This is a genomic window from Erwinia piriflorinigrans CFBP 5888 (assembly GCF_001050515.1).
In the GTDB taxonomy this organism is placed as follows: Bacteria; Pseudomonadota; Gammaproteobacteria; order Enterobacterales; family Enterobacteriaceae; genus Erwinia; species Erwinia piriflorinigrans.
In genome coordinates this window covers 84,491-111,385 of record NZ_CAHS01000014.1, presented here as the reverse complement: position 1 = coordinate 111,385, position 26,895 = coordinate 84,491, and the positions used below count along the sequence as shown (strand labels likewise).

The following is a 26,895-nucleotide window of genomic DNA, read 5'->3' as shown; positions in this document are numbered from 1 at the left end:
TATGTTACCTGAGCTAAGCGATGAGGAGATGCTGCGCTATAACCGTCAAGTCGTGCTGCGCAGTTTTGATCTTGACGGCCAGGAGCAGCTAAAAGCCGCACGCGTGCTGGTGGTCGGGCTTGGCGGACTGGGCTGCGCCGCCAGCCAGTATCTGGCCGCCGCCGGAGTCGGCCAGCTGACGCTGCTCGATTTCGACGAGGTGACGCTTTCCAATCTGCAACGCCAGGTGTTGCACGGCGAGGCGCAGCTGGGGATGGCAAAGGTCGACTCGGCACGAGCACGCCTCTCCGCCATCAACTCACTAATCGCCATCGAGGCGGTTAACGCCCGCCTTGATGATGACGCGCTGGCGCAGCTTATTGCCCAGCATCAGCTGGTGATCGACTGCTGCGATAACCTCGAGACGCGCGAACAGCTGAACCGACTCTGTTTTGCCAGCAAAACCCCGCTGGTCTCCGGGGCGGCGATTCGTATGGAGGGGCAAATCAGCGTATTCAGCTGGGGCCGCGATGAACCCTGTTACCGCTGTATCAGCCGCCTGTTCGGCGCTGCAACGCTGAGCTGTGTGGAAGCCGGGGTGATGGCACCGCTGGTCGGGGTTATCGGTTCATTACAGGCGATGGAGGCCATTCGCGCCCTGACCCACTACGGCAGCCCGGTAGCCGGGAAACTGCTGCTGTACGATGCCATGACATTGCAGTTCCGCTCAATAAAAGTGGCGAAGGATGCAGGCTGTGAGGTGTGTGGGGATGGCGATCGGCGGGGTGGTTGATGCAGTCATAAGTACTTCAACATGTGAAATTATCTTAATGCAGGAAGAGTTATATGGAGTGGGGTTCTGTTAGCGACTGGATTAGTTCTCTTAGTAGTTTCGGTACCTTAGCTGTAGCCTATATGGCCTATAAAGCAGCGCCGGATTGGATCAATAGAAAAAACATTGAAGATGGTAGCAAGATTGCTCAGGAATTTATCAAAAAACAAGTTGAGGAAGCTTTATTTTAAATTAACAAGACTAAATCACATCTTATATCTCTAATAAAAATAGCCAATTCAAGAAATGCTTTCTTGGCAAGGAGAGTAAACAATAAAAAAATGACTTATTTTCATATATCTATGCTAACTATCGCCAAAAACTGCAATACGCTCAATGAATCACTTGTGAAGCTTCATCGATATGGCTGGAATTTAAAAGATGAATTTAATGAAGGGTTAATGGACTATTTCATTTCAGATGACTGGATTGATGGTTATAATGAAAACATCAGCTACTTTTACTATACTTTGGAAGCCCACGAATTAAAGCATACTGACGATTTTTCTGATTATACCTACGAAGAGGCCAAAGCCATTTTTGATGAAGATACAAATGAATTTATGCTTGAACTGATAAAGTGGCAGGATGCCTTAAATAAAATATCTCATAAATCAGGAAAGTATGACTCTTTCTTCAAAATTATTAAATAGTTGGCATAAATATAACAAGTGGCCTATCTATCATTGGCAAAAAAAAGCGAGATTCCAGTCAAAGGCATGGTGAAGCGGTTAAAGCAGAGGCTGGGAGGGTGTTCAGTATTCTTCTTCATACCATGCAGCGCGATATTCATCATCCTGCATCCACTCACTATGCCGCTCTTCATGGTTTATCAGTTTCACCGGGTACCTCAAGATTCACTGTACTGTGCTTTTTTAGTATCAGTAATTTTGTATGAAAGCACACCAAACAGAACACAAAGGCCAATGCCTATCCACTTATCGGCGGCACCGGAAGCAAGGAAAACGACCAGCAAATAAGCATAGATTGAAAGCAACATCATACGCAGAAAATTTGGTGTCAGAGAGATTCTTTCTTAAAAATCACGTTGAGAATACATCATTAAATACCATCAAGAAGAAAATCAATTGCAGCTTTGACTTCGGTACGATAAAGGGAAGCATCGCAGAACACAGCCCCCAAAGAACGGGCGGGAATACTCGCCATTTCATGCGTCATAACTGCATATTCTTTATCGTCGGTCAGTCTGACAAGCGGAATCAGCCGTTCCGGGCGAGTGCTGGCTGGGTACTTTTCAACAGGCAGCAGCGGGATCACAATCCTGCGGTTCAACTGGCCGATAATATCGCTGGTTACATCAAGCAGCAGGGGATAGACGGCGCTCTTCCCGATATTATTGTATACAGTGAACTGCATTTTTAAAATGTCCTGTACTCATCGCTGAAACAACCGTGTTCGTCGTGAAAACGATTAAGCGCTTCCAGCGCTTCGTTGTTTTGCTCCTGCCATTTTTTCGCTTCATACTGGCGGAGTTCAGCGTCAAGGGCTGCGGTCAGGGTGGCACTGAGATTAATTCCAGCCTCACGCGCACGGCTGAGTAAGGCTCGTTCTACGGTCATAGTAACGCTTTGCGTTGCTCGTCGTGTTGTTGCCATAAATACCTCGCGTCAAGTGTCGTGTAATAAACACGGCTAATTAGACGTAGCATAACATCAAAAAGGCCTTGTTGATTAAATCGGATTTAGATAAAGCGGCTCCCGTCACTGACTTCCTCAGCCAATCCGCGCACTTTCTGGCATCCCTGCATGCGTCATTTTGTTTAAGGCACGGATCATGGCCATCGCCTCACCAACCTGTGCATCGCGCGACGCGTAGCGTGAGGTGAAAACGTGTTTGAACATCAGTACGGTAGAAATAGCGAGCTCAGAATAAAGCGGTGACATATATATTTCTATGGCTTACGAATTTTTACTACACACAGGCTGACTGCGCTTGCAGCCAGCCTGATACTGCTTTCAGGGATTAGGCGATACCCTGGCTACGCAGATAGTCTTCGTAGTTACCGGTAAAGTCATTCATTTTGCCCGGCGTCATTTCAATAACGCGGGTCGCCAGTGAGCTGACAAATTCACGGTCGTGAGAAACGAAGATCAGCGTGCCTTCATACATCTCCAGCGCCATATTCAGCGCTTCGATCGATTCCATATCAAGGTGGTTGGTCGGTTCATCCATAATCAGCACGTTCGGTTTCTGCATCATCAGCTTACCAAACAGCATACGGCCCTTCTCACCACCGGACAGCACCTTAGCCGGCTTTTTGATGTCATCCTGGGTAAACAGCAGACGTCCGAGAATACCGCGTACCGCCTGCTCATCGTCGCCTTCCTGCTTCCACTGGCTCATCCAGTCGAACACGCTGAGATCGTCGCTAAAGTCGTGAGCGTGATCCTGAGCATAGTAGCCAATACGCGCGTTCTCAGACCATTTCACCGCACCACTGTCCGGTAACAGGTCACCGACCAGGGTTTTCAGCAGCGTGGTTTTACCGATGCCGTTCGGGCCGAGGATCGCCAGCTTATCGCCCACTTCCAGCAGCATATTAACCTTGCTGAACAGCGGACCGTTGTCGAAGCCTTTGGTGACGGCTTCCAACTCAAGGGCATTACGGAACAGTTTCTTATCCTGCTCGAAACGAATAAACGGGTTCTGACGGCTGGATGCTTTCACTTCATCCAGTTTAATCTTATCGATCTGCTTAGCGCGTGAAGTCGCCTGACGGGATTTTGAGGCGTTGGCGCTAAAGCGACTGACGAAAGATTGCAGTTCGTTAATCTGCGCCTTTTTCTTGGCATTATCCGACAGCAGGCGATCGCGTGCCTGGGTGGCCGCCGTCATATATTCGTCGTAGTTACCGGAGTAAACGCGCAGTTCGCCGTAATCGAGATCGGCCATATGGGTGCACACCATATTCAGGAAGTGACGGTCATGCGAGATAATAATCATGGTGCTGTTACGTTCGTTCAGCACCTGCTCCAGCCAACGGATGGTATCGATGTCCAGGTTGTTCGTCGGTTCATCCAGCAGCAGAATATCCGGATTAGAGAACAGCGCCTGCGCCAGAAGTACACGCAGCTTCCAGCCGGGAGCAACTTCGCTCATTGGACCATAATGCTGCTCCAGCGGAATGCCCACGCCCAGCAGCAGTTCACCGGCGCGCGCTTCGGCGGTGTAACCATCCATTTCGCCATATTTCACTTCGAGATCGGCGACTTTGTAACCGTCTTCTTCGCTCATTTCCGGCAAGGCATAAATACGATCGCGCTCTTCCTTCACCGCCCACAGCTCGCCGTGGCCCATGATCACCGTGTCCAGCACGGAAAATTGTTCAAAGGCGAACTGATCCTGACGCAGCTTACCGATACGCTCGTTGGGATCAAGGGCTACATTGCCTGCAGAAGGCACCAGGTCGCCGCCGAGAATTTTCATAAAGGTGGACTTGCCGCTGCCGTTGGCACCGATCAGACCATAGCGGTTGCCGCCGCCAAATTTGACAGAGATATTTTCGAACAGCGGCTTACTGCCAAACTGCATGGTGACATTGCTGGAAACTAGCACAGGATAGCCTTTCGTTTGCGAGATGAGTGGGTAAATCAGCGCGCATTATGCCAAAAAAAAGGCGCGGGGCATACAGCACTCTGGCAGAGGAAAAGCGGCAGGCAAAATCAGTACAGCCGGGGGGATCCCCGGCTGAAAGGTTTAATGGCCGGCTGCCTGGCGTTTTACTGCCGCCAGAGACTGCCGTTCATCGTCATCGTTACTTAGCCAGTCATGCAGATAATGTTCGATTTGCTCCAGGCTGCGGTTGCGCGTTTCCGGTACGCACCTGATAACAAAAATACCCGACAGGATACCTATCAGCGCAAAGCTCAGGAATGCACCAGACAGACCTACGCTGGCTAACAGCATCGGGAATGCCAGTGAAATCAGGAAGTTGGCAATCCACATCGCGAAGATCGCACTCCCCATAAACACCCCACGCAGACGGGTCGGAAAAATCTCCGACAGCAGCAGCCAGGTGGCTGGTGACAGGAAGCCCTGCTGGAAGCTGAGGAACATCAGCATTCCGAGCAGCACCAGATAGCCGCGCAGTGCATCCACCTGGCCATTCACGGTTTCCGGCATAAAGAAGCTGACCGCAGCAATAAACAGCAGGCTAAAGGTACAGCCAAACTGGCCAATCAGCGTCATGGTGCGCCGCCCGATTTTGCCCAATAACCAGATGCCCACGCACGCCATCAGTACGGATGCCGCGCCGTTGGCAATGGTGGCAAACAGCGCCGCGTTGGTGCTCATACCCACGGCCTTCAGCATGGTCGGCGCATAGTACATAATGGTGTTCACGCCGGAGGTTTGCTGGATCACCGCGATACCGATACCTATAAAGAACAGCTTCAGCAGCCACGGCTTTGCCAGATCGCGCAGGCCAACTTTTCCGCGATCCTCTTCTTCTGCCAGCGTCTCCTCAATCTCTTCCATTTCCCAGTCAACGTCTTCCCGTGCACGGGTGCGTTCGAGCACCCGTCGGGCTTCCGCCAGCCTGCCGTGCATCGCGTACCAGCGCGGGGTATCCGGCATAAACATCATGCCGAACCACAGCAGCACCGCCGGGACAGTGGCTAAAGCCAGCATCCAGCGCCAGGTTTCGCTGCCACCCCATGCCGCATTGAATCCGGCATTAGAGATATAGGCCAGCAGCTGACCGCTGACGATCATCAGTTCCTGCAAAGTCACCAACTGGCCGCGTTTGTTAGCCGGAGCAATTTCGGCGATATACACCGGCACCGTCGCCGAAGCGCCACCGACCGCGACGCCGAGGATCAGACGGAAGAAAATCATCCACCCGACGTTAGGTGCCAGAGCCGTACCGGCGGCTCCAACAGCAAAAATCATCGCCAGGATAATAATGATTTTCTTACGTCCGGCCGCATTAGCGAAGGCCCCGGAGAGCAGTGCGCCAAAGGCGGCACCAAAGAGCAGTGAACTGGTGACCAGCCCCGTGGTGAAAGGCGTCAGATGAAGTTCATCGCCCATAAACAGCAGTGCGCCGGAAATAACGCCAGTATCATAACCAAACAGCAGGCCGCCGAGCGTGGCAACAGCCGCGATCACCTTCACGAAGGGTTCCGTTTTAGTGCTGCTGTTCGGCCCTGATGCCCGGTTAAGGGTAATATATTGTTCTCTAGTCATGGTGCTACCTTGACCTCTTATCAACCTGGTGAGTAAGGAAATGGACCAGATACGCATCCGTTGGCATCAACAATGGTCACATGCCAGTTTTAATTTAAACCATTTAATTCGTTTTTGTTGATAATGAAATTAAATTTCTGCGTCATAGATCTCATTTTTTCCCACAAACTGTGATCATGGCAGCAATATCGTCTATTTAAGGTTTATTCTGGATAAATATGCTTGCTATCACTGTCTTTTTTTTCTATTTACAATAAAAATGAAATAAAAAATACAAAAAATTGTCGTCGCGTGCCGTGGAGCAAGAGGACTCCGGCGGGCTGCACACTTCGCAAAATGTGGTGGATAGTGTGGGAAATTTATCGTTTAGGTCTGGCTAAAGTTTTGCGCAGATGTTGACGATAACTAATTAACATAGCTCCTCCCCACCACTGGAAATCCCATGCTAAAAAAAGTCAGAACCTCGACCCTGGTATCAAGCATTATTATTGTTTTTGTCCTGCTGCAATGTATCACCGGAGGATTTTATCTTTACACCAGCAACAGCAACAAAAACAGCTTGTCGACCATTACCGAGTCCAATAAAAAAGTCGCACTACTGACTAACACCTGGTTTGCCATGAATGCTGTGCGTAGCAATATGAACAGAACGGTAATCTGGTTGCAGGATGGTGGCCCGGACAGCGAAAAGGCCATCGCCATGATTAATGCAGCAGAGGAGGAACTGCAAAAAACTCAGCAATGGTATACAGAGTTTAAAAAAGCGGGAGACGTTGAAGGACTGGACAGTCAGCTTTCGACAGATCTCGATAAATCATTTGATGATTTTCATCTGCAATTACAGCAAATTGTCACAATCGCTAAAGGTAAGGATTTAAAGCAGATATTATCTTATAATCTTGCGCCTTCTTTTGAACAAATGCTTCAGTCATATGACGCCTGGCGTTCGGCTGCTAATGATATTTCCAGCAAAACCTACGCTGAAAATCAGCGCGTATTTGATTCCATGATCGTCATTCTTTCCTGCCTCGGACTGGTAATGATATTAATGGTGTTTATTTGCTGGAGCGCGCTGCGCACGACGTTGATTACCCCTTTAAATAAAGCGCTGCTGTTTATTGATTCAATAAAATCGGGCGATCTTAGCGGTAAGATTGAGACAAACTCCTCTTCTAAAACCGAAATGAACTTACTAGCCATTGGATTAATGGAAATGCAGCAGTCGCTGTATGCCACGGTGAAAAGCGTGCGTGCCGGTTCAGAAGTGATCCTTGCTGAAATTAACCTGCTGGTGGATGGCAATAACGACTTATCTTCGCGTACTGAACAACAGGCGGCTTCGCTGGAGGAGACTGCGGCCAGTATGGAGCAGATCACGCAAACCGTTGCCAGAAACTCGGAGAATGCCAACCAGGCGGCCAGCGTGGCTTCACTTGCCGCAGAAACGGCAGAAGGTGGCGGCAAGGTGGTGAATGATGTGCGCGATACCATCGCCGATATAGAAGAGAGTTCGAACAAAATTTCCGATGTGACAAATCTGATAAAAAGCATTGCCTTCCAGACGAATATATTAGCCCTGAATGCGGCAGTTGAAGCCGCACGCGCGGGCGAAAGCGGCAGAGGATTTGCCGTAGTGGCTGGAGAGGTAAGAAACCTGGCCCAACGCTGTTCCGATGCGGCAAAAGATGTGGAAAGTCTGATCAAAGAGTCGTCGGGACGCGTTGACAAGAGTTCAGCGCTGGCCGTAACGGCAACAAACAACATCACCGATATTGTTGACTCAGCGAAGAACCTCAGAGATATCATCAATGAGATATCCGTCGCCTCGCAAGAGCAGAAAAGTGGGATTACGCAGGTAGGGATTGCCGTTAATGAGCTGGATAAACTGACCCAACTGAATTACAGCCTGGTCCAGCAATCTTCTTCATCCTGCAATTCGTTAAAAGAGCAGGTTTCACATCTGCACGATACGGTTAAATTGTTCAATCTGGAGCAGGCGCGCTAAGCCTTTTGCTCTCCAGCCATCCGGCTGATAAGCCACGCACGGCCTGATTGATGGCCGTGCGTACTTTACCCCGAATTCCTCACGGCTCCCCAGCCGCGCCAAATACCGGGTAGTCTGGCAACTTAACGTTCTGCCAGATCTCCCACCCGCCGCCGAGCGCCTTATACAGCGCCACCAGGTCAAGACGACTTTGCACCCTCGCCTGCTCAGCCTGCTGCTGCGCCTGCGCCAGCTGGCGCTGCGCGTCAAGGGGTTCAATAAATGATGACAGCCCCTGACGATAGCTATCGCTGGCAAGATGAAAGGCGTTTTGCAACGCCTGTACGCTATCATCCAGCCCGGTGACCTGTTGCAGATCGCTGCGGTAGCTGACTAACGCATTTTCTACGTCCTGTAGCGCCGTCAGTACCGTCTGGCGATATTGCAGCGCAGCGCTGGCCTGCTGCGCTCGCGCCAGTTTTACGCTGGAAACCAGTCTTCCTCCCTGGAAAATCGGCAAAGTCACCGACGGCCCAAAGCTGTAAAAATGGCTGCTCCAGTTATCCAGATAGCTGGCGTCGCTGTTACGCATGCCAAACTGCCCGCTAAGCGACAGGCTGGGGAACAGTTGCGCCACCGAAACGCCAATATTGGCCGTGGCCGCATGCAGACTGGCTTCAGCGGCGCGTACATCAGGACGGCGGCGCGCCAGTTCGGAAGGCACGCCAACCGGTATAGCTGCGGGTAAAACCGGTAGCGTTTTAGGCGGCGTCAGTTCAGCATCCAGCGCGCCGGGCATCCGACCGGTTAAGACCGCAAGCCCGTTCATTGCCTGATGGATCTGCGCCTGGTACTGCGGCAGCTGCGCACGCAGCGAATTTAGCTGCGCGCGTGAATTTTCTACGTTAGTCTGCGACGCCAGCCCATTTTGCTGCTGGCTTTGCGTCAGAAACAGCGTCTGCTGTGCCACATCAATTTGCGTTTGTATCGTCTGGGTTATGGCCTGTGCGCCGCGCAGCTGTAGATAAGCGCGGGCTACTTCGGCTTCCAGCGATACCAGCGCGTCATTGCGCTCTTCTACCGACTGCTGCTGCCGGGCATCTGCCATCTCAACCTGGCGGCGCACCTTGCCCCACAGATCCAGTTCCCATGAAGCATCGAAACTGCCCTGATAGAGGCCAATGGGTTTCTCCAGGCTGTCCAGCGCCGGACGCACCGTGTCAGCGCCGTCTACCCCATTGAGCTGATGGTCGATCCCTTGCGATTCCAGTTCACCTTTGACTCCCAGCTGCTGGCGCGTAAAACGCGCATTGCTGCTCACCGCAGGTGCCCACGCCCCGCGAGCCTGATTTAGCTGCTGACGCGCCCCGGCAATGCGCAGCACCGCCTGTTGCAGGGACAGATTGCCCTGTACCGCCCGCTCTATCAGGCTATTCAACTGCGGGTCGTTAAACGCTTTCCACCAGTCGGTGCGGGTGGCTGACGTCAACGGTTTCGCTCCCCCTTGCGCCTGCACGCTGTTAAATGCAGCCGGTGTGTTGGCCTTGGGTGGCTGATAATCCGGCCCCAGCGCACAGCCGCTAAGCGACATCGCTGCCGCTATCAGCACGCCGTTTCCCGAGCGGCGAAAATAAAAAGGAACGTTCATGTCAGTGTGCTCCCGCACTGCCCTCGCTCTTAATCGGAGCCAGCAGTAAACAAAATGGAATAAGGATCAGGGCAACAATGCTGAGGCCCATAAAAACGTCAATATAGGCAAGGAAACGCGCCTGTACGATCATCTGTTTATACAGCTGCCCGGTGGCAACGGTGAGCGGGTCGCCAGCGGTATGCACAAAGTCCCTGACGCCCTGCGTCCAACGCTCCAGCGCCAAATTAAAGGGTTCGTTGAGTGGGGTCATGCTGTCCGCCAGCTGCGCGCTGCGCACCTGTGAACGCTCGGTGATCATCGCGGTGGATAGCGAAATACCGATCGACCCGGCGACATTGCGGAACATGGTAAATAGCGCCGATGCATCGGCATTCAGCCGCTGCGGGATCGTCACAAAAGCAATGGTGGTCAGCGGCACAAACAGGAAACCCAGACCGATGGTCTGGAAGCTACGCATCAGCACCAGAGTGGTGAAATCAATATTCGGCGTCAGGGTTGAGGAATAGATAAACGACACGCCCAGCAGCATAAAACCAAAGGCAATCAGCAGGCGCGTTTGCACCAGCGGCATGAGTTTTAATACCAGTGGAATAGAGAGCACAATCAGTACTGCTCCCGGCGACAGCACCAGACCCGACAAGGTCGCGGTGTAACCGAGATCCTGCTGTGCCAGCTGCGGAATAACCACCGAACTGCCGTAGAGAATGGCCGCCATTCCCGCCATCAGCAGGCAGGCCACCGCAAAGTTACGGTCCTTCAACACATGCAGATCCACCACCGGCTTTTTGGCATACATCAGCCAATAAATAGCGCCGACAATGCCGGTCAGTGCTAACAGGGCGAAAGTGACAATAAAACTGGACTGGAACCAGTCTGCATCTTCACCGCGATCCATCATCACCTGTAGACAGCCAAGTCCGAGAGTGATCAGCCCGATGCCAATATAGTCAACGCTGAGTTTACCCTTCGCCCATTTGCGCTCCCACGGCGGATCTTCCAGCAATTGATAAATAGCCAGCACGCTGAGGATCCCCACCGGGATATTGATGAAGAACACCCAGCGCCAGCTGTAGTTATCGGTGATCCAGCCACCCAGAGTCGGGCCAAGCACGGGGGCGACGATCACCGCGATGGATGACAGGCCAAATGCCTTACCGCGATCGGCGGGTTTAAAGTAGTCCAGCAGCACCGACTGCTGAACCGGCTGTAAACCACCGCCAAAAAAGCCCTGCAGCACGCGGAACAAAATGATCTGCCACAGCTCCGTGGCAATACCACACAGGAAGGAACAGACGGTAAACATGACGATGCAAATCAGAAAGAACTGTTTACGACCCAGCAGGCGACTAAGAAAGGCCGAGATGGGTAAAACAATGCCGTTAGCCACCAGATAAGAGGTCAGAACCCAGGTGGATTCGTCGTAACTGGCCGATAGCGACCCGGCGACGTGTGGCAAAGCCACGTTGACGATCGTGGTGTCAAGGATCTCCATAAACACCGCCAGCGTCACCGTCATCGCCACCAGCCACGGGTTACTGGCTGGCTTCCAGCTCTGGCCGGAAGTCATTCCAGCGTCACCTTAGGTTCAACCGACAGGCCAATCGGCAAAGGACGGTTGGCATCCAGCCCGCTATCAATCACGATTTTCACCGGCACACGCTGAACGATTTTCACGTAGTTCCCGGTGGCATTTTCAGACGGGAAGGCAGAAAAGCGTGAACCACTGCCCATCTGCACGCTGTCCACATGGCCTTTTAGCTTCAGATCGGGCCAGGCATCGACGCTGATATCCACTTTGCTACCCGGTTTCATGCGCGCAAGCTGGGACTCTTTAAAGTTCGCCACGATCCACATATCCGGTGATACCAGAGAAAACAGAGAAGATCCCGCCTGCACCAGCGTGCCCACCTGCACATTGCGTTTGGTAATAAAGCCATCATAAGGCGCACGCACCTCGGTGTAAGAGAGGTTAAGGCTGGCGGTGTTGAGCTGCGCCTGCGCCTGATCGACCTGGCTCTGACGCGCTTCGACGCTGGTCTCCTGCTGACGGATCTGTAAAGCCACCTGCGAGGCGACGGCAACCTGAGCCTGCGCATTTTTCAGCTCTGCTTTAGCACTGCGTAGCTGGGCGCTGGCGGCATCGATATTACGCTGCGAGGTTGCCCGCGGATCGACGCCGCGCTGACGTTTATCATCTTCACGCGCGTTAAGATAGTTGGCTTCAGCCCGAGCCAGCTGCGCCAACGCCTGCTCTTTCTGTGCCGGATACTGTACCCGCGCCAGCTCCAGCTGCGCCTGTGCCTGATGTAACTGCGCCACGGCAACGCCGAGTTGCGCTTTAGCCTGATCGCGCTGAGCGCTGGCGTCGCGCACATCAATCACCACCAGCAGATCCCCTTTATTCACCCGCTGGTTATCTCGCACCTTTAACTGCGTGATATAACCCGATGCTTTCGGCGCGATAGTCACCGCATCCGCCTCGGTAAAAGCATCATCAGTGGTTTCAATATTGCGGTTCATCAACCAGAAAACCAGCGCAATCAATAGCATGACAACAATCACCATGCCCAGAATAATCAGCGGTTTCTTGCCCGGGCGCGGACGGCTTTTTTCATCGTCCTGACCATCTTCGGCCGGGTGTGATTCAGTTTGTGGCAGGGATTCATCATCGGGTGCGGAGGGGGTTTGCTTAGCCATAGTATCCATCAATGCAGGGCGTCACCAAAGCGGGGACGCAATTATTCAGCCTGATATAACCATAGGAGCAAAACTGACAAATACCAGGCTTTCCTGACAATAAAGATTTATCTGTGGTTAGATGCGGTGAATCAGTACATAAAGACCCCAGCCACTGAGCAAAGACCAGCCTAATACGGGCAGCGAATAATAGTGAAAGCTCCACCAGATACAGTTTCCCTGCGCCATTCTCAACGCAATCAGATTTGCCAGTGAGCCGGGCAGCAGGCCAAAACCGCCGATATTTACCGCCCAGGCCAGGAGTACCGAAGGCGGCTGGTTGCCAAGCAGCAGGATAGTGGCCGGGACATTGCTCATTACCTGCGATAAGCCTGCCGCCAGTAGAAATTGCCCACTTTCCGGGAGTTGATTCACTGTGGGTAACCATGACTGAACAAGCGGCAATCGTGAGAATAAAAACACATCGATGAACATGACAATAAATACCGCCAGCAGGCACCAGTCGATGCTCAACAACAGCCGCCGGGCCAGCACCAGCCAGGTTGCCAGCACCAACATCAGCCCCCATAAGGCAATATCCAGCTCAAGCGTGATGATAAACAGGACGTAAAGCAGCGCGCAAATAAAGAGCAAGCGCCGCTGCCAGGGTGTCTCATTCTGCGGCGAATGCCGTTTGATTTTTCTCGCAGAAAAACAGCAGGCAGTCAGTATAAGAAGAGAGAAAAACAGCCATAGCGCCAGAGGCATCATCTGCCAGATAAATGCACCAAAGCCGGAGGTGCCATGACGCCACAGCAGGATGTTTTGTGGATTACCAATGGGCGTTAACAGTGAACCGGCATTAACAGCCAATGCTTCAAAAATAATCAAACGGGCAATGGGAAGTGACGAATACTTACGCAGAGAAAGCGTGAGAGGCACAACGATAAACAGCGCCACATCATTAGTGAGAAAAGTGGAGAGCAATGCCGCTGCGCTTACCAGAAACAGCGCCAGGTGACGCTGATTTTCAAATCGCTGCAACAGGCGGCGGCCCAACATATCGAAGTAACCGCTGGCCTCAATCCCCTTAGTCAGCATTAGCAGACCACACAAGATGATCATGGTGGGCCAGTCCACGGCCTGCGGGAGTTCAGTGAGCCTGAAAGGCACAAAACAGGCCAACATCACACCCAAAACAATAAGCAGATGCAAAAACCGATCGTGCAAAAAAGGCTTAAAAAGCGACATCATCATAGCTTGCTGAAATCCGGTTAGCTTTCGTGTCACATCGGCGATGGTCAAATAAAGCGATGCTACTGGCACTGGTCATATGACGGTTATTGTCGACTTTCACTAAATTTGCGAAAAATGGCCAAAGTTTCATCGCTGACATGGTGCTCAATGCCTTCTGCATCGCGACGGGCCGTATCCGGGCTGATACCGAGCGCCAGAAGAAATGTTTCTACAATGTGATGGCGTTCACGGCTTTCGCTGGCGAGCTTCTCCCCTTCAGGGGTGAGGAATACGCCGCGATAGGGTACCTGCTCAACCAGACCGCCGGTGGCGAGACGTTTCAACATCTTAGCCACCGTTGGCTGCGATACGCCAAGACGAGCGGCCATATCAACCTGACGCGCTTCGCCAAATTCAAGGATCAGGTCTGAAATCAGCTCAACATAGTCATCGATTAATTCACGACGGTGCGCTTCACGTACCTGGCGGAAGCCTTCGACATGCTCTTCGACATCTTTCAGTGGCGCGGACACTGCAACTTTTGCGCGACGACTCATTCAGCTTCCTCTTTTTATTAACCAATACATTCAACCACCGTATCGGCCGCTTGGTGGCACATTGTAAACGAACCGCCGGGAAGCACAAAATTTTGCATATTAGCTCTGGCTATAGGATATAGCCTATGCTATACCTGTTGATAATTCGTTCATAACCTGACTGACCGGAGGGCCATCAGATGAAACTTCCACTACTGTTAAAATTATTTTGCCGCTCGCCGTTTACGCTGCGCCTGATGCTGCTGGAAATGCTGATAAAACCAGCGCCCACTGCCCGGCCTTCCTGACCCCTTTCCGCCCGACTCCATAACCTACCCTTTATTCACGCAGGATAATGTCGCTGTGTCAGCGCGGCCATCTTGTCGGCCTGACCTGAAGCAGCAAGCCTGAACCGCCAGCCAGCAGGCTCCCTTTTTACGCGTTACACACTCTATCAGCCAGCTGCGGCAGGATGTTGCGCAAAAAAAATCCGCCCCGAAAGGCGGATTTCTACAACGTGAGTCCGGAAAACGGACTTGCGGCGGACAACTTAGAAGCTGTAACCTACGCCAGCAGTCCAAGTGCCAACGTCAACGCTGCGGATACGGCTCTGCTCATAACCTACATCCAGAGCAACGTTCTGGATTGGGTTGAACTGCATGCCGGCACCGTAGGAGAAGCCTACGTCGCTGAAGTCAGACTTGGCGCGATCTGCGCCAGTTGACTGGAATTTACCGTAGCCGATACCGACAACACCGTAGATGCTCGCCCAGTCATTCAGACGGAAAGCAGGACCACCGGTAACGCCATAGTACTGGCCTTTTTTGTAATCACCAGCATCAGTACGATCTTTCTCTGTGTAGGTGAAAGAACCGATCCAGCCCAGTGGATCGCTGCCGTTCTCGTAGCGGTATTTCAGGTTGAAGCCGTTGGCTTTGTTAGCCTGGCCCTGATAATCACTCTGAGCGTAACCGCCAGTAACGGTGCTCTGTGCCATTGCTGAACCAGCAGATACCGCCAGTACACAAGCTAAAGCTGAAAGACATGCAATTTTTTTCATAACCACCTCAAATGTGAAAGTACTTCTCTCCTGACAACGCTGAAAATATAACAAAAAATGACCCGAAACTCTGCCCCGATTTTGTTGTCAAACGAACTGTTTGGTGTAACAGAAAGTTAATGAAAGGACTTATGTCATTCTTTTTTATTATATTTTTGTTAGGAATAATCCCGTTTAATAAGTGAAAAAAAAACCTCATTGAGATAATTCCTAATAAAAGATGACAAATTTTTACCTTCAACGCTTATATTTTGAGCTTTTTTTAGACTTTTTTTTTACCTGTAGAGTCAGTTTATTCACTTCATCCGGTACACTAAACGCCGGGTCTTCACCTACTACGGATCATTAAAGGCTGGAAACAGGATGTCTTCTTTACCGGTAAAAAATGCTATCTGGCAGCCTGTCGCGCTGCTACTTATTGCCATGACGTCTATTCAGGGAGGAGCCGCATTAGCAAAGACGCTGTTCCCCACCGTCGGCGCGGCAGGTATTACCGCGCTGCGCCTCGGGTTGGCTACTCTCATTCTGTGTATCATCTTTAAACCCTGGCGACTGCACTTTAACCGTCAGCAGATTGTGCCGCTCATTATCTACGGTCTGGCGCTGGGTGGAATGAACTACGCGTTCTATCTTTCCATCCGCACCGTGCCGCTGGGTATTGCGGTGGCGCTGGAATTTACAGGCCCGCTGGTGCTGGCTTTAGCCGGTTCGCGCCGTGCGCTGGATTTTGTCTGGATTGCGCTGGCCGTGATTGGGCTGTTCTTTTTATTGCCAATTGGTCATGATATTGGCAGCGTTGACCCTATCGGGGCCTTGCTGGCGTTGACCGCCGGGGGGTGCTGGGCCATCTATATTCTGGCCGGACAGCGTGCAGGCAGTCAGCACGGTCCAGCGACCGTGGCAGCAGGAACGCTGATTGGTGCGCTGGTCTTTGTTCCGCTCGGGCTGGTGTATGCCAACCCAGGTATCTGGACACTGTCACTGATCCCTATTGGGCTGGCGATAGCCGTTTTGTCCAGCGCTCTACCCTATTCGCTGGAGATGATGGCATTGACTCGCCTGCCGGCACGCACCTTCGGAACGCTAATGAGCCTCGAACCCGCTATGGCTGCGATTTCAGGCATGCTGTTCCTCGGCGAGGTGCTAACGCTGACTCAATGGCTGGCGCTGCTCTCCATTATTATTGCATCGGCAGGATCGACTCTGACCATGCGACCAGCGAAACCGAAAATTACCCCGATAAATAAACTCAACGAATAAGAGTTGACTGCCTGCGGGGATCGACTCTCGCAGGTCATGCTCTGGCAGAGAATAAATTATCTGCCAGACATTGACGTATCGTTGACACATTAAGTCATTCGCAAGTAACGAAATACCCCCTCCGACAATGAAGATAAAAAGGGGGAAAACCCGATTAAAAACAAAAAATTAAAATACGAATGAAAATAAAACTCATTATTAGCTTTATTAAGTCCTGAGAATTTAATGTGTTATTCCGTCAACAGCTCACCACTATGTCATCAATAGGTGCGACCTTTCCGGCAGGCTTTAAAATCGGTGCTATACTGATCCCCGTATTCAATTTTGCACAACAAGACCATTAAGAGGATATTAATGATGAGTACCGCTAAACTGGTTAAAACAAAATCTTCTGATCTGATTTACACCCGTAACGATGTGGCTGAAGACGAGAAAAAAGCCACCATCGAGGTGCTTAATCGTCTGGTTACTGAACTTATCGATCTGTCTTTGATTACCAAGCAGGCCCACTGGAACATGCGTGGAGCCAACTTTATTGGCGTGCATGAAATGCTGGATGGTTTCCGCACCGCCATTACCGATCATCAGGATACCATCGCCGAGCGTGTTGTTCAGCTGGGCGGCGTTGCGCTGGGTACTGCCCAGGTTGTTAATGACAGAACGCCGCTGAAAAGCTACCCGCTGAATATTCACAGCGTACAGGATCACTTAAAAGCGCTGGCAGACCGCTACGGCGTGGTGGCTAACGATATGCGTAAAGCCATCAGCGAAGTCGAGGACGAAGATACGGCTGATATCTTCACCGCCGCATCGCGTGACTTGGATAAATTCCTGTGGTTCATCGAGTCCAATATTGAGTAATACCGTCTGACACATCGTCAACGTATTAATCAGGGAGCAGATGGCCAAGCCACCTGCTCTTTTTTATTTATTTGGAGGTATTATGGCCAGTGGTTGGGCACACGATGATGCCGTGCAGGAACAGATTGATTCCACCGTTGATGATGCCGTAGTGCGCGCACGCCGCGCCCTGCATCAGGGTGTTAGCGCCACCGAATGTGAAGAGTGCGGAGACCCCATTCCCGAACCCCGTCGTTTAGCACTACCCGGTGTCAAATTCTGTATTCAGTGTCAGCAGTTGCACGATGACCGTCAGGCAGCCAGCCTGTACAACCGCCGTGGCAGCAAAGACAGCCAGCTGCGCTGAATAGATTTCAGCTCAAAACATGCGCCAACTGGCATTAACAACATTTTCATCTCTGACAGAGTTGTTTTCATCCTGATATTAGCTAAGTATCGTACGCACCATTATGGTCATCATGCACCATAATAGAACCCCAAAAAGGTGCAACGCGCTAACCGTGCCAGGTTTGGTGACACCTGACATATCCAACCTGCTGTTTTAAATAAAAATTAACAAACTGGCACGATTTTTTCATAGGGCTGCGGGCATGTAATTGGGTAAGACCTTTCCCAAAAGCGATAAGGATAAGATGATGAAGTCGATTTTTAAGGTTTCAATTGCCGCTTTGACGCTGGCATTTGCTGTCTCTTCCACAGCTGCCGAAAAAAAATTGGTGGTGGCTACCGATACCGCCTTTGTACCCTTCGAATTTAAGCAGGGTGGCAAATATGTCGGTTTCGATATCGATCTGTGGGATGCCGTTGCCAAACAGTTGAACATGGAATACACGCTGAAGCCGATGGATTTCAGCGGTATTATTCCCGCGCTGCAAACACGTAACATTGACCTTGCGCTGGCCGGGATCACCATTACCGATGAGCGTAAAAAAGCTATCGCTTTCTCTGACGGTTACTACAAAAGCGGCCTGCTGGTGATGGTCAAGGCAAACAACGACGCCGTAAAAGGCATCGATGACCTGAACGGTAAAGTGGTAGCAGTTAAGAGCGGCACCGGTTCCGTTGACTATGCAAAACAGCACATCAAATACAAAGACCTGCGCCAGTTCCCTAATATTGATAACGCCTACATGGAACTGGGTACCAATCGCGCCGATGCGGTGCTGCACGACACGCCAAACATTCTTTACTTTATCAACACCGCTGGTAAGGGTCAGTTTAAAGCCGTAGGTGACTCCATTGAAGCCCAGCAGTATGGTATTGCTTTCCCGAAAGGCAGCGACGATCTGCGTGAAAAAGTCAACGGCGCGCTGAAAACCCTGCGTGAAAACGGCACCTATAACACATTGTATAAAAAATGGTTTGGCAGCGAACCTAAATAAAAACGAAGACTGGTATTAACTTAACGCAAGGGGATTTGCGAAAGCTGTCCCCTTCGTTTTTCCCATAAGCAACAAAGGGTTTTCGACCCGGAGAATAAACATGCAGTTTGACTGGAGCGCTATCTGGCCTGCTATTCCCATCCTGCTCGAAGGCGCGAGGATGACCCTGCTAATTTCCGTCCTCGGGCTGGTTGGCGGGGTGATTATCGGTCTGGTAGCCGGTTTCGCCCGTGCTTACGGCGGCTGGCTGTCACGTAACATCGCGCTGGTTTTTATTGAGCTGATCCGTGGCACGCCGATTGTGGTGCAGGTGATGTTTATCTATTTTGCCCTGCCGATGGCGTTTAACGATTTAAGAATCGACCCGTTCAGCGCGGCGGTGGTCACCATTATGATCAACTCCGGCGCTTATATCGCCGAAATTACCCGTGGTGCGGTGCTGTCCATTAACCGTGGATTTCGTGAAGCGGGACTGGCGCTGGGCCTTTCCAGCCGTGAAACGCTGCGCTATGTCATTATGCCGCTGGCACTGCGCCGTATGCTGCCGCCACTGGGTAACCAGTGGATTGTTAGCATTAAAGACACGTCGCTGTTTATCGTGATCGGCGTGGCAGAACTGACCCGTCAGGGCCAGGAAATTATTGCCGGTAACTTCCGCGCGCTGGAAATCTGGAGCGCCGTTGCCGTTATCTATCTGATTATTACCCTGGCGCTGAGCTTTGTGCTGCGTCGCCTTGAGAGAAGGATGAAAATCCTGTGATTGAATTTAAGAACGTTTCCAAGCACTTTGGCGCGACCCAGGTGCTGCATAACATCGACCTGAACATTAACCAGGGTGAAGTGGTGGTGATAATCGGGCCGTCAGGTTCCGGCAAATCGACCCTGCTGCGCTGCATTAACAAACTGGAAGAGATCACCAGTGGCGAACTGATTGTCGACGGCATAAAAGTTAACGACCCTAAGGTTGATGACCGCCTGATCCGCCAGGAAGCAGGTATGGTGTTCCAGCAGTTCCATCTGTTTCCACAGATGAGCGCGCTGGATAACGTCGCTTTTGGCCCGATCCGCGTGCGCGGCGCTAAAAAAGAGGATGCGCAGCGTCTGGCTCGCGAGCTGCTGGGCAAAGTAGGCCTGGCTGAACGTGCCGATCACTTCCCTTCCGAGCTTTCCGGTGGACAGCAGCAGCGCGTTGCCATTGCACGCGCGCTGGCGGTAAAACCTAAGATGATGCTGTTTGACGAACCGACCTCGGCGCTCGACCCGGAACTGCGTCATGAAGTGTTAAAAGTGATGCAGGACTTGGCCGAAGAAGGCATGACGATGGTGATCGTTACCCACGAGGTTGGCTTCGCGCAGAAAGTGGCATCCCGGCTGATCTTTATCGATAAAGGCCGTATCGCCGAAGATGGTCATCCCGACGAGTTGATCACTAACCCACCCAGTGCGCGTCTGCGTGAGTTTTTGCAGCACGTTTCGTAATACCCTCCAGGGGCGAGCGAATGCCCGCCCCTGCTTTCCTTTGAGTAACAAAATGGCTGTTATTGCTGCCAGCCCGTTCTGACGGTCTATACTTTTCTGCTGCACGTCATGAAAGGAGAAGAGGATGTCGGGACTTACCTCGCTGCTGCGTATACTGCTGTTATTAACGGCCATTGCTGGCTGGCTGCCACAGGCCCAGGCCGTGACATTACCTGCGGCGCTCGCCGCCACGCAGTCGCAGTCTGGCAGTAACAGCCAGCCAGAACCCAGCCCGGACGAGAAAAAAGCCGCCTGGGCCGCCCTTGCCAATATCCTCGACAATGACAGCTCGCGCAGGGAGCTGATCGAGCAGCTACGCACGGCGGCGACCACGCAAGCAGCCTCAACTGAGCCGGTACTGACGCCGCCCGCTGAAGAACAAGAAGATAAAACCGTTTTGCAGAGCGTGACCGACGTCAGCCGTCATTTCGGCGGACAATTTGCCACCCGTCTACAGGTTCTGCATGACAGTATCGTCTATGCCCCACATAAGCCTTTCAATCAGCAGACGTTTTTGAAGGCACTGCGTCATTTCGCCATGCTGACAGCCGCACTGTACGCCTTTTACTGGCTGTTACGCTGGGCGGTCTCACCGCTCTATCGCCGGATGGGAGACTGGGGCCGCCGGAAGAATCAGGATCGCCGCAACTGGCTGCACCTACCGGCCACCATTGTGGGTGCTTTTATTATCGACCTGCTGCTGCTGGCATTAGCGCTGTTTGTCGGCCAGATACTCAGCGATAACCTGAATGCCAGCAGCCGCACTATCGCTTATCAGCAGGGCCTGTTGCTCAACGCCTTCGCTCTGATTGAGTTCTTTAAGTGCATCCTGCGTATGATATTTTGCGCGCGCTACCCACAGCTGCGTTTTTTCCACCTCTCGGACGTGCGCGCCGCCTACTGGAATACTCGTTTAAGCTGGTTGAGCGGATTAATTGGTTACGGGCTACTGGTGATTGTCCCGATTGTCTCCAATCAGATTAACGTGCAGGTCGCAGCACTGGTTAACGTGGTGATTATGGGGCTGGTCACGATCTGGGCGCTGTACCTGATTTTTCATAACAAGCAGCATATCCAGCAGGAGCTGACTCACCTGGCGGATCGCTCTCTGGCCTTTTTCGCGCTATTTATCCGTGCATTTGCACTGTTCTGGCACTGGCTGGCCTGCGCCTATTTTATCACCCTGTTTCTGTTCTCTATATTCAACCCCGGCAACAGCCTGAAGTTTATGATGGCTGCCAGCGTGCTTTCACTGGCGATTATCGGCAGCGCAGCACTGGTTTGCGGCGTGCTAACGCGCTGGATCCATAAAACTATCGTTCTCTCCCCGGAACTGCGCAACAGCTATCCTGAGCTACAGAACCGCGTCAACGGCTGGGTTTCAGCCATGCTTAAACTGGCACGCGTACTGACCGTCTTTGCTGCCACCCTACTGCTGCTGAATGCCTGGAATCTGTTCGACCTGTGGCACTGGCTAACGGAAGGAGCAGGCGAGAAGATGGTCGATATTTTGATCCGCATCGTGGCTATCCTGTTCTTTTCCGCCGTGGGCTGGACCTTACTTGCCAGCCTGATAGAGAGCCGTCTTGCCTCCGACTCGCACGGACGACCCATGCCGAGCGCCCGCACACGCACGCTACTTACGCTATTTCGTAACGCCTTGGCGGTGATCATCAGCAGTATTACCATTATGATCCTGCTCTCCGAGATTGGCGTTAATATCGCTCCGTTGCTGGCGGGTGCAGGCGCGCTGGGGCTGGCGGTATCATTCGGCTCACAAACCCTGGTGAAAGATATTATTACCGGGGTGTTTATTCAGTTTGAAAACGGCATGAACACCGGCGATCTGGTGACTATTGGGGCGATAACCGGGACGGTGGAACGCATGTCGATCCGTTCGGTCGGCGTGCGGCAGGACACCGGGGCTTATCACATTATCCCCTGGTCCTCGATCACCACCTTTGCTAACTTCGTGCGCGGCATCGGCTCTTTCGTCGCCAATTATGATGTCGACAGGCGTGAAGATACCGGGCGGGTCAATGCCACCCTACAGGCGGCGGTTAAAGAACTGCTGGAGGACAACAACATTCGATCGATGGTGATCGGTGAACCCGCATTTTCCGGGCTGGTGGGATTAACTAATCAGTCATTTACCGTACGCGTCTCCTTCACCACTCAACCGCTGAAGCAGTGGACGGTGCGTTTCGCGCTGGACAGCATGGTTAAACAGCACTTCGACGCGGCGGGGATCAGAACCCCGCTACAGACGGTACAGGTCATGCAGAGCGGAACTGATATTGACGGCGCGGCCAGCTTTGCGGTGCTGAACGCGCCAAAATAAGACGCTTATCTGGCCAGCAGCCGGGCACGCTGCGGCTGCTCCATAAAGCTCCAGGCAATAAAGCGACTCTGCTTCTGCCCCTGGGCCATATCAATAGTGCGCATTGCCGCCACGTCGGCCTCTTCCAGCGCCCGCCACAGCTCCGGCAGGTTTTCCTTACGTGACACCAGCGAGCTAAACCAGACGCACTGTCGGCCGAAACTGGCGCTCTCCTCAATCATACGGCGGATAAACGCGATTTCGCCGCCCTCACACCACAGTTCATCTTGCTGACCGCCAAAATTCAGCGGCGAGTGACGGTCGAGGCCGAGATTGCGCAGTTTTCGCTGGCTGCCCTGATGCGCATCGGCGGCCGATGCGTGGAACGGCGGGTTGCACAGCGTGGCTTGGTACAGCTCGTTTTTGTGGATCACGCCGCTAAATATTGCCTGGCTCTCTTTCTGACGACGCAGGCGGATAGCGCGATTCAGTCCCGGATTACCGGCGATAATGGCGTTGGCTGCGGCCATTGCCCGCTCATTCACTTCACTGCCGGTAAAGCGCCACTGGTATTCACTGTGACCGATCAGCGGATAGATCAGATTCGCGCCGCAGCCAACATCCAGCACGTTGATTTCACGTGGCACCACGCGGCGGTTATCCTCCGCCAGCAGATCGGCAAGGTGGTGGATATAGTCAGCGCGCCCCGGCACCGGCGGGCAAAGAAAACCTTCCGGAATATCCCAGTGAGCTATCTGATAAAAATGGTGCAGCAGCGCCTGATTCAGCGCCTTTACCGCTTCAGGATTAGCAAAGTCTATCGACTCGCTACCCCAGTTATTCACCGCGACAAAGGGTGCCAGCGGCGGATGGCTGGCTATCAGCGCAGCAAAATCATAACGGCCGCGATGGCGGTTACGCGGGTGAAGCACGGTTTTTTCAGCAGCGGTTTTCATAAATAAGTCTCTTATCAGCAGGCGCGTAAGATACCTGCTGAGGAAATAATGGTAAACCACTGGCGTCATTTTTCCGCCTCACGTTTTTAAGACGCCCTGTGTCGCGTACCCGCCATAGTCATCCCTTAGATAGGACTGATAAAAAGAAATACGCTTTTCATCGCCAAAAGATGGCCTGATTGTTCGATGTAGGGCGATCTTTGTGACAGGTGATTCATTTTTGTACTTATATATTAACCGTTACTAACGTTTCACTGTACATTTTTCAGGCAAATACAAATTCTTGTATTGGCTCTCATCAAAAAGGAATTTCCATGAGTAAATTACAGCGTGAAATCACCTCAAATAAAGCCCAACTGGTTAATGCAGACGTCTCTGATGGCAACCGGCATCGATGAAAAAACGATAATGGCCAATATTCAGGGATAATGAAATAAAATGATGAAAAGCATAACTCTCTGGGTTCTCAATATTACATCTATCACCCTCACCTTTTTTTCAATATCTACCTCTGCCTATATGAACACACCTGTGACATTAAAACTGAGCTTTGACCAATACGCCACGCCTCATGCAACGTTTGTGATCGATGGTCAGCCGGTTTATGCCATGCTTGATACAGGCTCTTCTTTTGGTTTTCACCTTCATGAATCCCAGCTTAAAAAAATAAAGGGGCTGAAAAAAGAACGTGTTTACCGTAGTACCGATGCAGCAGGTAAAATTCAGCAGAATATAGAGTATCTGGCTGACACTCTCGACATGAATGGGATTAAATTAAAAAACATCACCATCACCCCATTAAAAAAATGGGGGATGGTCATTTCTGGCAAGGGTAACCTGCCAGATAATCCCGTCGTCGGCATCGGTGCATTCAAAGACAAACAGATATTACTGGACTACATATCCCATTCATTAACGATTGCGGAAAATATCCATGACGCATCCTTAACGACAGGAGGATTCAAAGAAATCCCTTTCCAGATGTCTGCTGACGGGATTATTTTTAATGTCGAACAGTCTGGGTTTAAATACAACCTGATTCTGGATACCGGTGCCACTACGTCGATGGTCTGGAGCGAAAGACTAAAACAACATGACGTTGTAAGTTGCCTGCTGGTCAACCCTGAAATGGATAATAAAGGATGCGAAGCCACAATGCTGACGATTAAATCGGGGAACGGAACGTCAGAGCCGTTTGCAGCGGTTATTGTGGCAGGCGATTTTAAACATATGGGCAGCATCGATGGTCTCATCGGAAACAGCTTCCTGGCAGGAAGGAAAATAGTTATAGATTTTAAAAACAGCAAGGTTTTGATCTCTGATGCCCGTCAAAAAGGATAATAACGCCATCTTTCGGGTCGAGGCTTTGCAACACAAACTTGAGGGCTGGTTAGGCCCTTACCGTCTTCACATTCCGTCAAGCCTTACCGTTTGTCTTTTTACCGGAGTTATCGCGTTTGCGCTCCTGGTATTGCTGATCGTATTCGGTCCATACAGTGAGCGGGTAAACGTGACCGGCACGGTGATTTTTTCCCCTCCAGCCGTGCTTATCACTGCCCAAAGTGATGGTGTTATGACCTCCTCATCAGCATTAGAGGCAAAAAAGGTGAAACGCGGCGAACTCATTTTTTCAGTCAGTGGTGATACCCAAACAAACCTCGGAGCCACTCAGGTTGAGATGGCAGAGCTTTTAAAAAAACAACGCGACACACTTGCTAAAAAACTTAATATCCTGACCAGGGAATCAGAGGCAAATAGGATTTATTTATCAAAGAAAATTCAAAATAAAGAACAGGAAATAGCAAGCCTGAAAATATGATAAAGAGTTCTGAAGCACACAGTGCCTGGTTCGAAAAAAAAGCTCATCAGTACGCCAGTCTCAGAGGAAAAGGGATAGCCCTTGACTCTGACCTGATAGAAAGGACGAAAGATTATTATCTGGCAACGGAAACGCTTTCATCGGCAAAGGTGAAAGTGATTACTTTATTGGGAGAATTGATCGATTTTAAAAACAGAACCTCTTCTATTGACGGAGAGTTAGATGAAAAACAGCAATCATTTATTATTGAAGCTGCCGACTTTGATCAAAAAATTCTTGATGCCGAAAAAAATAAACAATACCTGATTGTTGCACCCTTCGACGGGATGATAACCAGCGTGACCACACATGTTGGAGAGCGCGTGACAGCAGGCCAGCAAATAGCCGTAGTGATACCGGATGAAGCGGCGGTCAGGGTTGAATTACTGTCACCGTCGGACTCTCTCGGAGAAGTTGCTAAGGGGCAGCGAGTAAAGATGAGAGTCGCCGCCTACCCTTACCAGTGGTACGGAAAAGTGTCGGGTATCATAGAAACGCTGTCGGCAGCACCGGTTAATATGATGTCACAAGCACAGGTCAAAGATAATAACCCTGGGCGGCGGCAATACACGATGAGATTATGGCTATGCCAATGCAATATGAAACCATGGTTGGCGATATGGGCAGCATTCTTTCGGGCGGACAAAAGCAGCGCGTATCACTCGCCAGAGCGCTGTACAAACGCCCACGCATTCTGTTTCTTGATGAAGCCACCAGCGACCTTGACGTGATTAACGAGCAAAAAATAAACCAAGCGGTGAAGCAGATGCCTATTACTCGTATCTTTGTGGCTCATCGACCCGAGATGATCGCTGTCGCCGATCGGGTCTATAACCTGAAGGAAAAAACTTTTATTACACAACGTTGATGCCGTTGCTGAAGAAATTATCTATGCTCAGACCATCATTTAACAGGAAAGATTTATGACGCATCAACGTTACTCTTATCAGCCCAAACAGGGCCACGGCCTGCCGCACAATCCGCTGAACGCAATTATCGGCCCACGTCCGGTCGGCTGGATCAGTTCACAAAATGCCAGCGGCCAGCGCAACCTTGCACCTTACAGTTTTTTTAACTGCTTCAACTACGACCCGCCGATTATTGGTTTTGCCAGCAGCGGCTGGAAAGACAGCGTACAGAATATCGTTGAAACCGGTGAGTTTGTCTGGAATCTTGCTACCCGTCCTCTGGCGGTGGCAATGAATGAAAGCTCTGCCCCCCTGCCCCACGGCGAGGACGAATTTGCCTTTGCCGGACTGACTGCGCAGCCCGCCAGCCTGATCGCTGCCAGCATGGTGGCAGAAAGTCCGGTGAACTTTGAGTGCCGCCTCACGCAGTGCATCCAGCTGCAAAGCGCCGATGGCGAGGCCATTCCGAGCTGGCTGGTCTTGGGTGAAGTGGTGCTTATTCATATTGATGAGACGCTGCTGGAGGACGGTATTTATCAGACGGCAAAAGCTGAACCCATTCTGCGTGCAGGCGGGCCAAGCGCCTACTACACCATCAATGAAGCACACCGGTTCGATCTAACCCGGCCGGATGCTCGTTAACGGCGACAGAGTGCGTAAAATTCACGGT

Annotated in this window: 26 protein-coding genes and 2 pseudogenes; 16 read left to right on the top strand and 12 right to left on the bottom strand. The window is 51.5% G+C overall.

From position 1 onward, the window contains the following. Position 1 precedes the first annotated feature (1 nt). The 3 genes from moeB to EPIR_RS06655 all read left to right on the top strand — a co-directional run bounded on the left by moeB (position 2) and on the right by EPIR_RS06655 (position 1,464). The gene (moeB, locus tag EPIR_RS06660) at positions 2-772 is read left to right on the top strand and encodes a molybdopterin-synthase adenylyltransferase MoeB (protein ID WP_023654564.1); all 771 of its coding nucleotides are present in this window, start codon (positions 2-4) and stop codon (positions 770-772) included. A 53-nt stretch (positions 773-825) separates the two neighbouring features. Beyond that, the gene (locus EPIR_RS18690) at positions 826-1,002 is read left to right on the top strand and encodes a hypothetical protein (RefSeq protein ID WP_157037505.1); all 177 of its coding nucleotides are present in this window, start codon (positions 826-828) and stop codon (positions 1,000-1,002) included. A 156-nt stretch (positions 1,003-1,158) separates the two neighbouring features. Next, positions 1,159-1,464, top strand: coding sequence for a hypothetical protein (locus EPIR_RS06655; RefSeq protein WP_157037504.1), 306 nt, complete (start codon positions 1,159-1,161; stop codon positions 1,462-1,464). 409 nt (positions 1,465-1,873) lie between these two features. Here EPIR_RS06655 and EPIR_RS06650 read toward each other — a convergent pair whose 3' ends face one another. The 5 genes and pseudogenes from EPIR_RS06650 to EPIR_RS06635 form a co-directional block, all read right to left on the bottom strand. Beyond that, complete coding sequence (locus EPIR_RS06650; RefSeq protein WP_023654561.1) at positions 1,874-2,188, bottom strand: CcdB family protein; 315 nt, start codon at positions 2,186-2,188, stop codon at positions 1,874-1,876. 2 nt (positions 2,189-2,190) lie between these two features. Next, positions 2,191-2,427 carry a type II toxin-antitoxin system CcdA family antitoxin gene (locus EPIR_RS06645; protein WP_023654560.1) on the bottom strand — a complete coding sequence of 79 codons (237 nt, stop codon included), beginning with the start codon at positions 2,425-2,427 and terminating at the stop codon, positions 2,191-2,193. Between the two features lie 117 nt (positions 2,428-2,544). Beyond that, positions 2,545-2,634, bottom strand: a pseudogene (locus EPIR_RS19040) (hypothetical protein); the annotation flags it as partial. Positions 2,635-2,794: 160 nt separating this feature from the next. Continuing rightward, positions 2,795-4,387 (bottom strand): ABC-F family ATPase, encoded by a 1,593-nt coding sequence (locus EPIR_RS06640; RefSeq protein ID WP_023654558.1) that lies wholly within the window; start codon positions 4,385-4,387, stop codon positions 2,795-2,797. A 141-nt stretch (positions 4,388-4,528) separates the two neighbouring features. After that, positions 4,529-6,019, bottom strand: coding sequence for a sugar porter family MFS transporter (locus tag EPIR_RS06635; RefSeq protein WP_023654557.1), 1,491 nt, complete (start codon positions 6,017-6,019; stop codon positions 4,529-4,531). 442 nt (positions 6,020-6,461) lie between these two features. On the opposite strand from EPIR_RS06635, the gene EPIR_RS06630 reads away from it, so the two are divergent. Further along, positions 6,462-8,024 (top strand): methyl-accepting chemotaxis protein, encoded by a 1,563-nt coding sequence (locus EPIR_RS06630; protein ID WP_023654556.1) that lies wholly within the window; start codon positions 6,462-6,464, stop codon positions 8,022-8,024. A gap of 79 nt (positions 8,025-8,103) precedes the next feature. Here the strand turns inward: EPIR_RS06630 and EPIR_RS06625 are convergent, their stop codons facing one another. From EPIR_RS06625 to mntR, 5 genes are all read right to left on the bottom strand, one after another. Then, positions 8,104-9,651: an efflux transporter outer membrane subunit gene (locus EPIR_RS06625; RefSeq protein ID WP_023654555.1), complete on the bottom strand. Its 1,548-nt coding sequence runs from the start codon at positions 9,649-9,651 to the stop codon at positions 8,104-8,106. Position 9,652: 1 nt separating this feature from the next. Then, positions 9,653-11,221 carry a DHA2 family efflux MFS transporter permease subunit gene (locus EPIR_RS06620; RefSeq protein ID WP_023654554.1) on the bottom strand — a complete coding sequence of 523 codons (1,569 nt, stop codon included), beginning with the start codon at positions 11,219-11,221 and terminating at the stop codon, positions 9,653-9,655. Next, positions 11,218-12,360: an HlyD family secretion protein gene (locus EPIR_RS06615; protein WP_023654553.1), complete on the bottom strand. Its 1,143-nt coding sequence runs from the start codon at positions 12,358-12,360 to the stop codon at positions 11,218-11,220. The genes EPIR_RS06620 and EPIR_RS06615 overlap by 4 nt, the downstream gene beginning before the upstream one ends. A gap of 108 nt (positions 12,361-12,468) precedes the next feature. Continuing rightward, entirely contained in the window at positions 12,469-13,587 is a 1,119-nt protein-coding gene (locus EPIR_RS06610) for an SLC13 family permease (protein ID WP_023654552.1), read from the bottom strand. 83 nt (positions 13,588-13,670) lie between these two features. Further along, positions 13,671-14,123, bottom strand: a complete 453-nt coding sequence (mntR, locus tag EPIR_RS06605; protein WP_023654551.1) for a manganese-binding transcriptional regulator MntR — start codon at positions 14,121-14,123, stop codon at positions 13,671-13,673. 179 nt (positions 14,124-14,302) lie between these two features. Between mntR and EPIR_RS19335 the strand changes: the two genes are divergently transcribed. Further along, positions 14,303-14,410 carry a hypothetical protein gene (locus tag EPIR_RS19335; protein WP_476729624.1) on the top strand — a complete coding sequence of 36 codons (108 nt, stop codon included), beginning with the start codon at positions 14,303-14,305 and terminating at the stop codon, positions 14,408-14,410. 242 nt (positions 14,411-14,652) lie between these two features. Here the strand turns inward: EPIR_RS19335 and ompX are convergent, their stop codons facing one another. Next, positions 14,653-15,162 carry an outer membrane protein OmpX gene (gene ompX, locus EPIR_RS06600; RefSeq protein WP_048697060.1) on the bottom strand — a complete coding sequence of 170 codons (510 nt, stop codon included), beginning with the start codon at positions 15,160-15,162 and terminating at the stop codon, positions 14,653-14,655. A gap of 363 nt (positions 15,163-15,525) precedes the next feature. Between ompX and rhtA the strand changes: the two genes are divergently transcribed. From rhtA to ybiO, 7 genes are all read left to right on the top strand, one after another. Then, positions 15,526-16,422: a threonine/homoserine exporter RhtA gene (gene rhtA / locus EPIR_RS06595; RefSeq protein ID WP_023654548.1), complete on the top strand. Its 897-nt coding sequence runs from the start codon at positions 15,526-15,528 to the stop codon at positions 16,420-16,422. A gap of 357 nt (positions 16,423-16,779) precedes the next feature. After that, a complete protein-coding gene (dps, locus tag EPIR_RS06590; RefSeq protein ID WP_048697057.1) occupies positions 16,780-17,283 on the top strand; it encodes a DNA starvation/stationary phase protection protein Dps in 504 nt (167 codons plus the stop codon). A gap of 82 nt (positions 17,284-17,365) precedes the next feature. Beyond that, positions 17,366-17,629: a DksA/TraR family C4-type zinc finger protein gene (locus EPIR_RS06585; protein WP_048697168.1), complete on the top strand. Its 264-nt coding sequence runs from the start codon at positions 17,366-17,368 to the stop codon at positions 17,627-17,629. Positions 17,630-17,918: 289 nt separating this feature from the next. After that, positions 17,919-18,665, top strand: a complete 747-nt coding sequence (glnH, locus tag EPIR_RS06580) for a glutamine ABC transporter substrate-binding protein GlnH (RefSeq protein WP_048697054.1) — start codon at positions 17,919-17,921, stop codon at positions 18,663-18,665. Positions 18,666-18,765: 100 nt separating this feature from the next. Next, positions 18,766-19,425 (top strand): glutamine ABC transporter permease GlnP, encoded by a 660-nt coding sequence (gene glnP / locus EPIR_RS06575; RefSeq protein WP_023654543.1) that lies wholly within the window; start codon positions 18,766-18,768, stop codon positions 19,423-19,425. Then, entirely contained in the window at positions 19,422-20,144 is a 723-nt protein-coding gene (gene glnQ, locus EPIR_RS06570) for a glutamine ABC transporter ATP-binding protein GlnQ (protein ID WP_023654542.1), read from the top strand. Before glnP ends, glnQ begins: the two co-directional genes overlap by 4 nt. 124 nt (positions 20,145-20,268) lie before the next feature. Further along, on the top strand, positions 20,269-22,524 hold the full coding sequence (gene ybiO / locus EPIR_RS06565) for a mechanosensitive channel protein (RefSeq protein WP_023654541.1): 2,256 nt from the start codon (positions 20,269-20,271) through the stop codon (positions 22,522-22,524). A 5-nt stretch (positions 22,525-22,529) separates the two neighbouring features. Here ybiO and rlmF read toward each other — a convergent pair whose 3' ends face one another. Then, positions 22,530-23,459 carry a 23S rRNA (adenine(1618)-N(6))-methyltransferase RlmF gene (rlmF, locus tag EPIR_RS06560; protein ID WP_048697166.1) on the bottom strand — a complete coding sequence of 310 codons (930 nt, stop codon included), beginning with the start codon at positions 23,457-23,459 and terminating at the stop codon, positions 22,530-22,532. 441 nt (positions 23,460-23,900) lie between these two features. Between rlmF and EPIR_RS06555 the strand changes: the two genes are divergently transcribed. From EPIR_RS06555 to EPIR_RS06540, 4 genes and pseudogenes are all read left to right on the top strand, one after another. Beyond that, entirely contained in the window at positions 23,901-24,800 is a 900-nt protein-coding gene (locus EPIR_RS06555) for a pepsin/retropepsin-like aspartic protease family protein (protein ID WP_048697162.1), read from the top strand. Next, a complete protein-coding gene (locus tag EPIR_RS19035) occupies positions 24,781-25,278 on the top strand; it encodes a hypothetical protein (protein WP_023654537.1) in 498 nt (165 codons plus the stop codon). Before EPIR_RS06555 ends, EPIR_RS19035 begins: the two co-directional genes overlap by 20 nt. Before the next feature lie 598 nt (positions 25,279-25,876). Beyond that, a pseudogene (locus EPIR_RS06545) lies at positions 25,877-26,185 on the top strand (ATP-binding cassette domain-containing protein); the annotation flags it as partial. A gap of 55 nt (positions 26,186-26,240) precedes the next feature. Then, on the top strand, positions 26,241-26,867 hold the full coding sequence (locus tag EPIR_RS06540; RefSeq protein WP_023654534.1) for a flavin reductase family protein: 627 nt from the start codon (positions 26,241-26,243) through the stop codon (positions 26,865-26,867). Positions 26,868-26,895 lie beyond the last annotated feature (28 nt).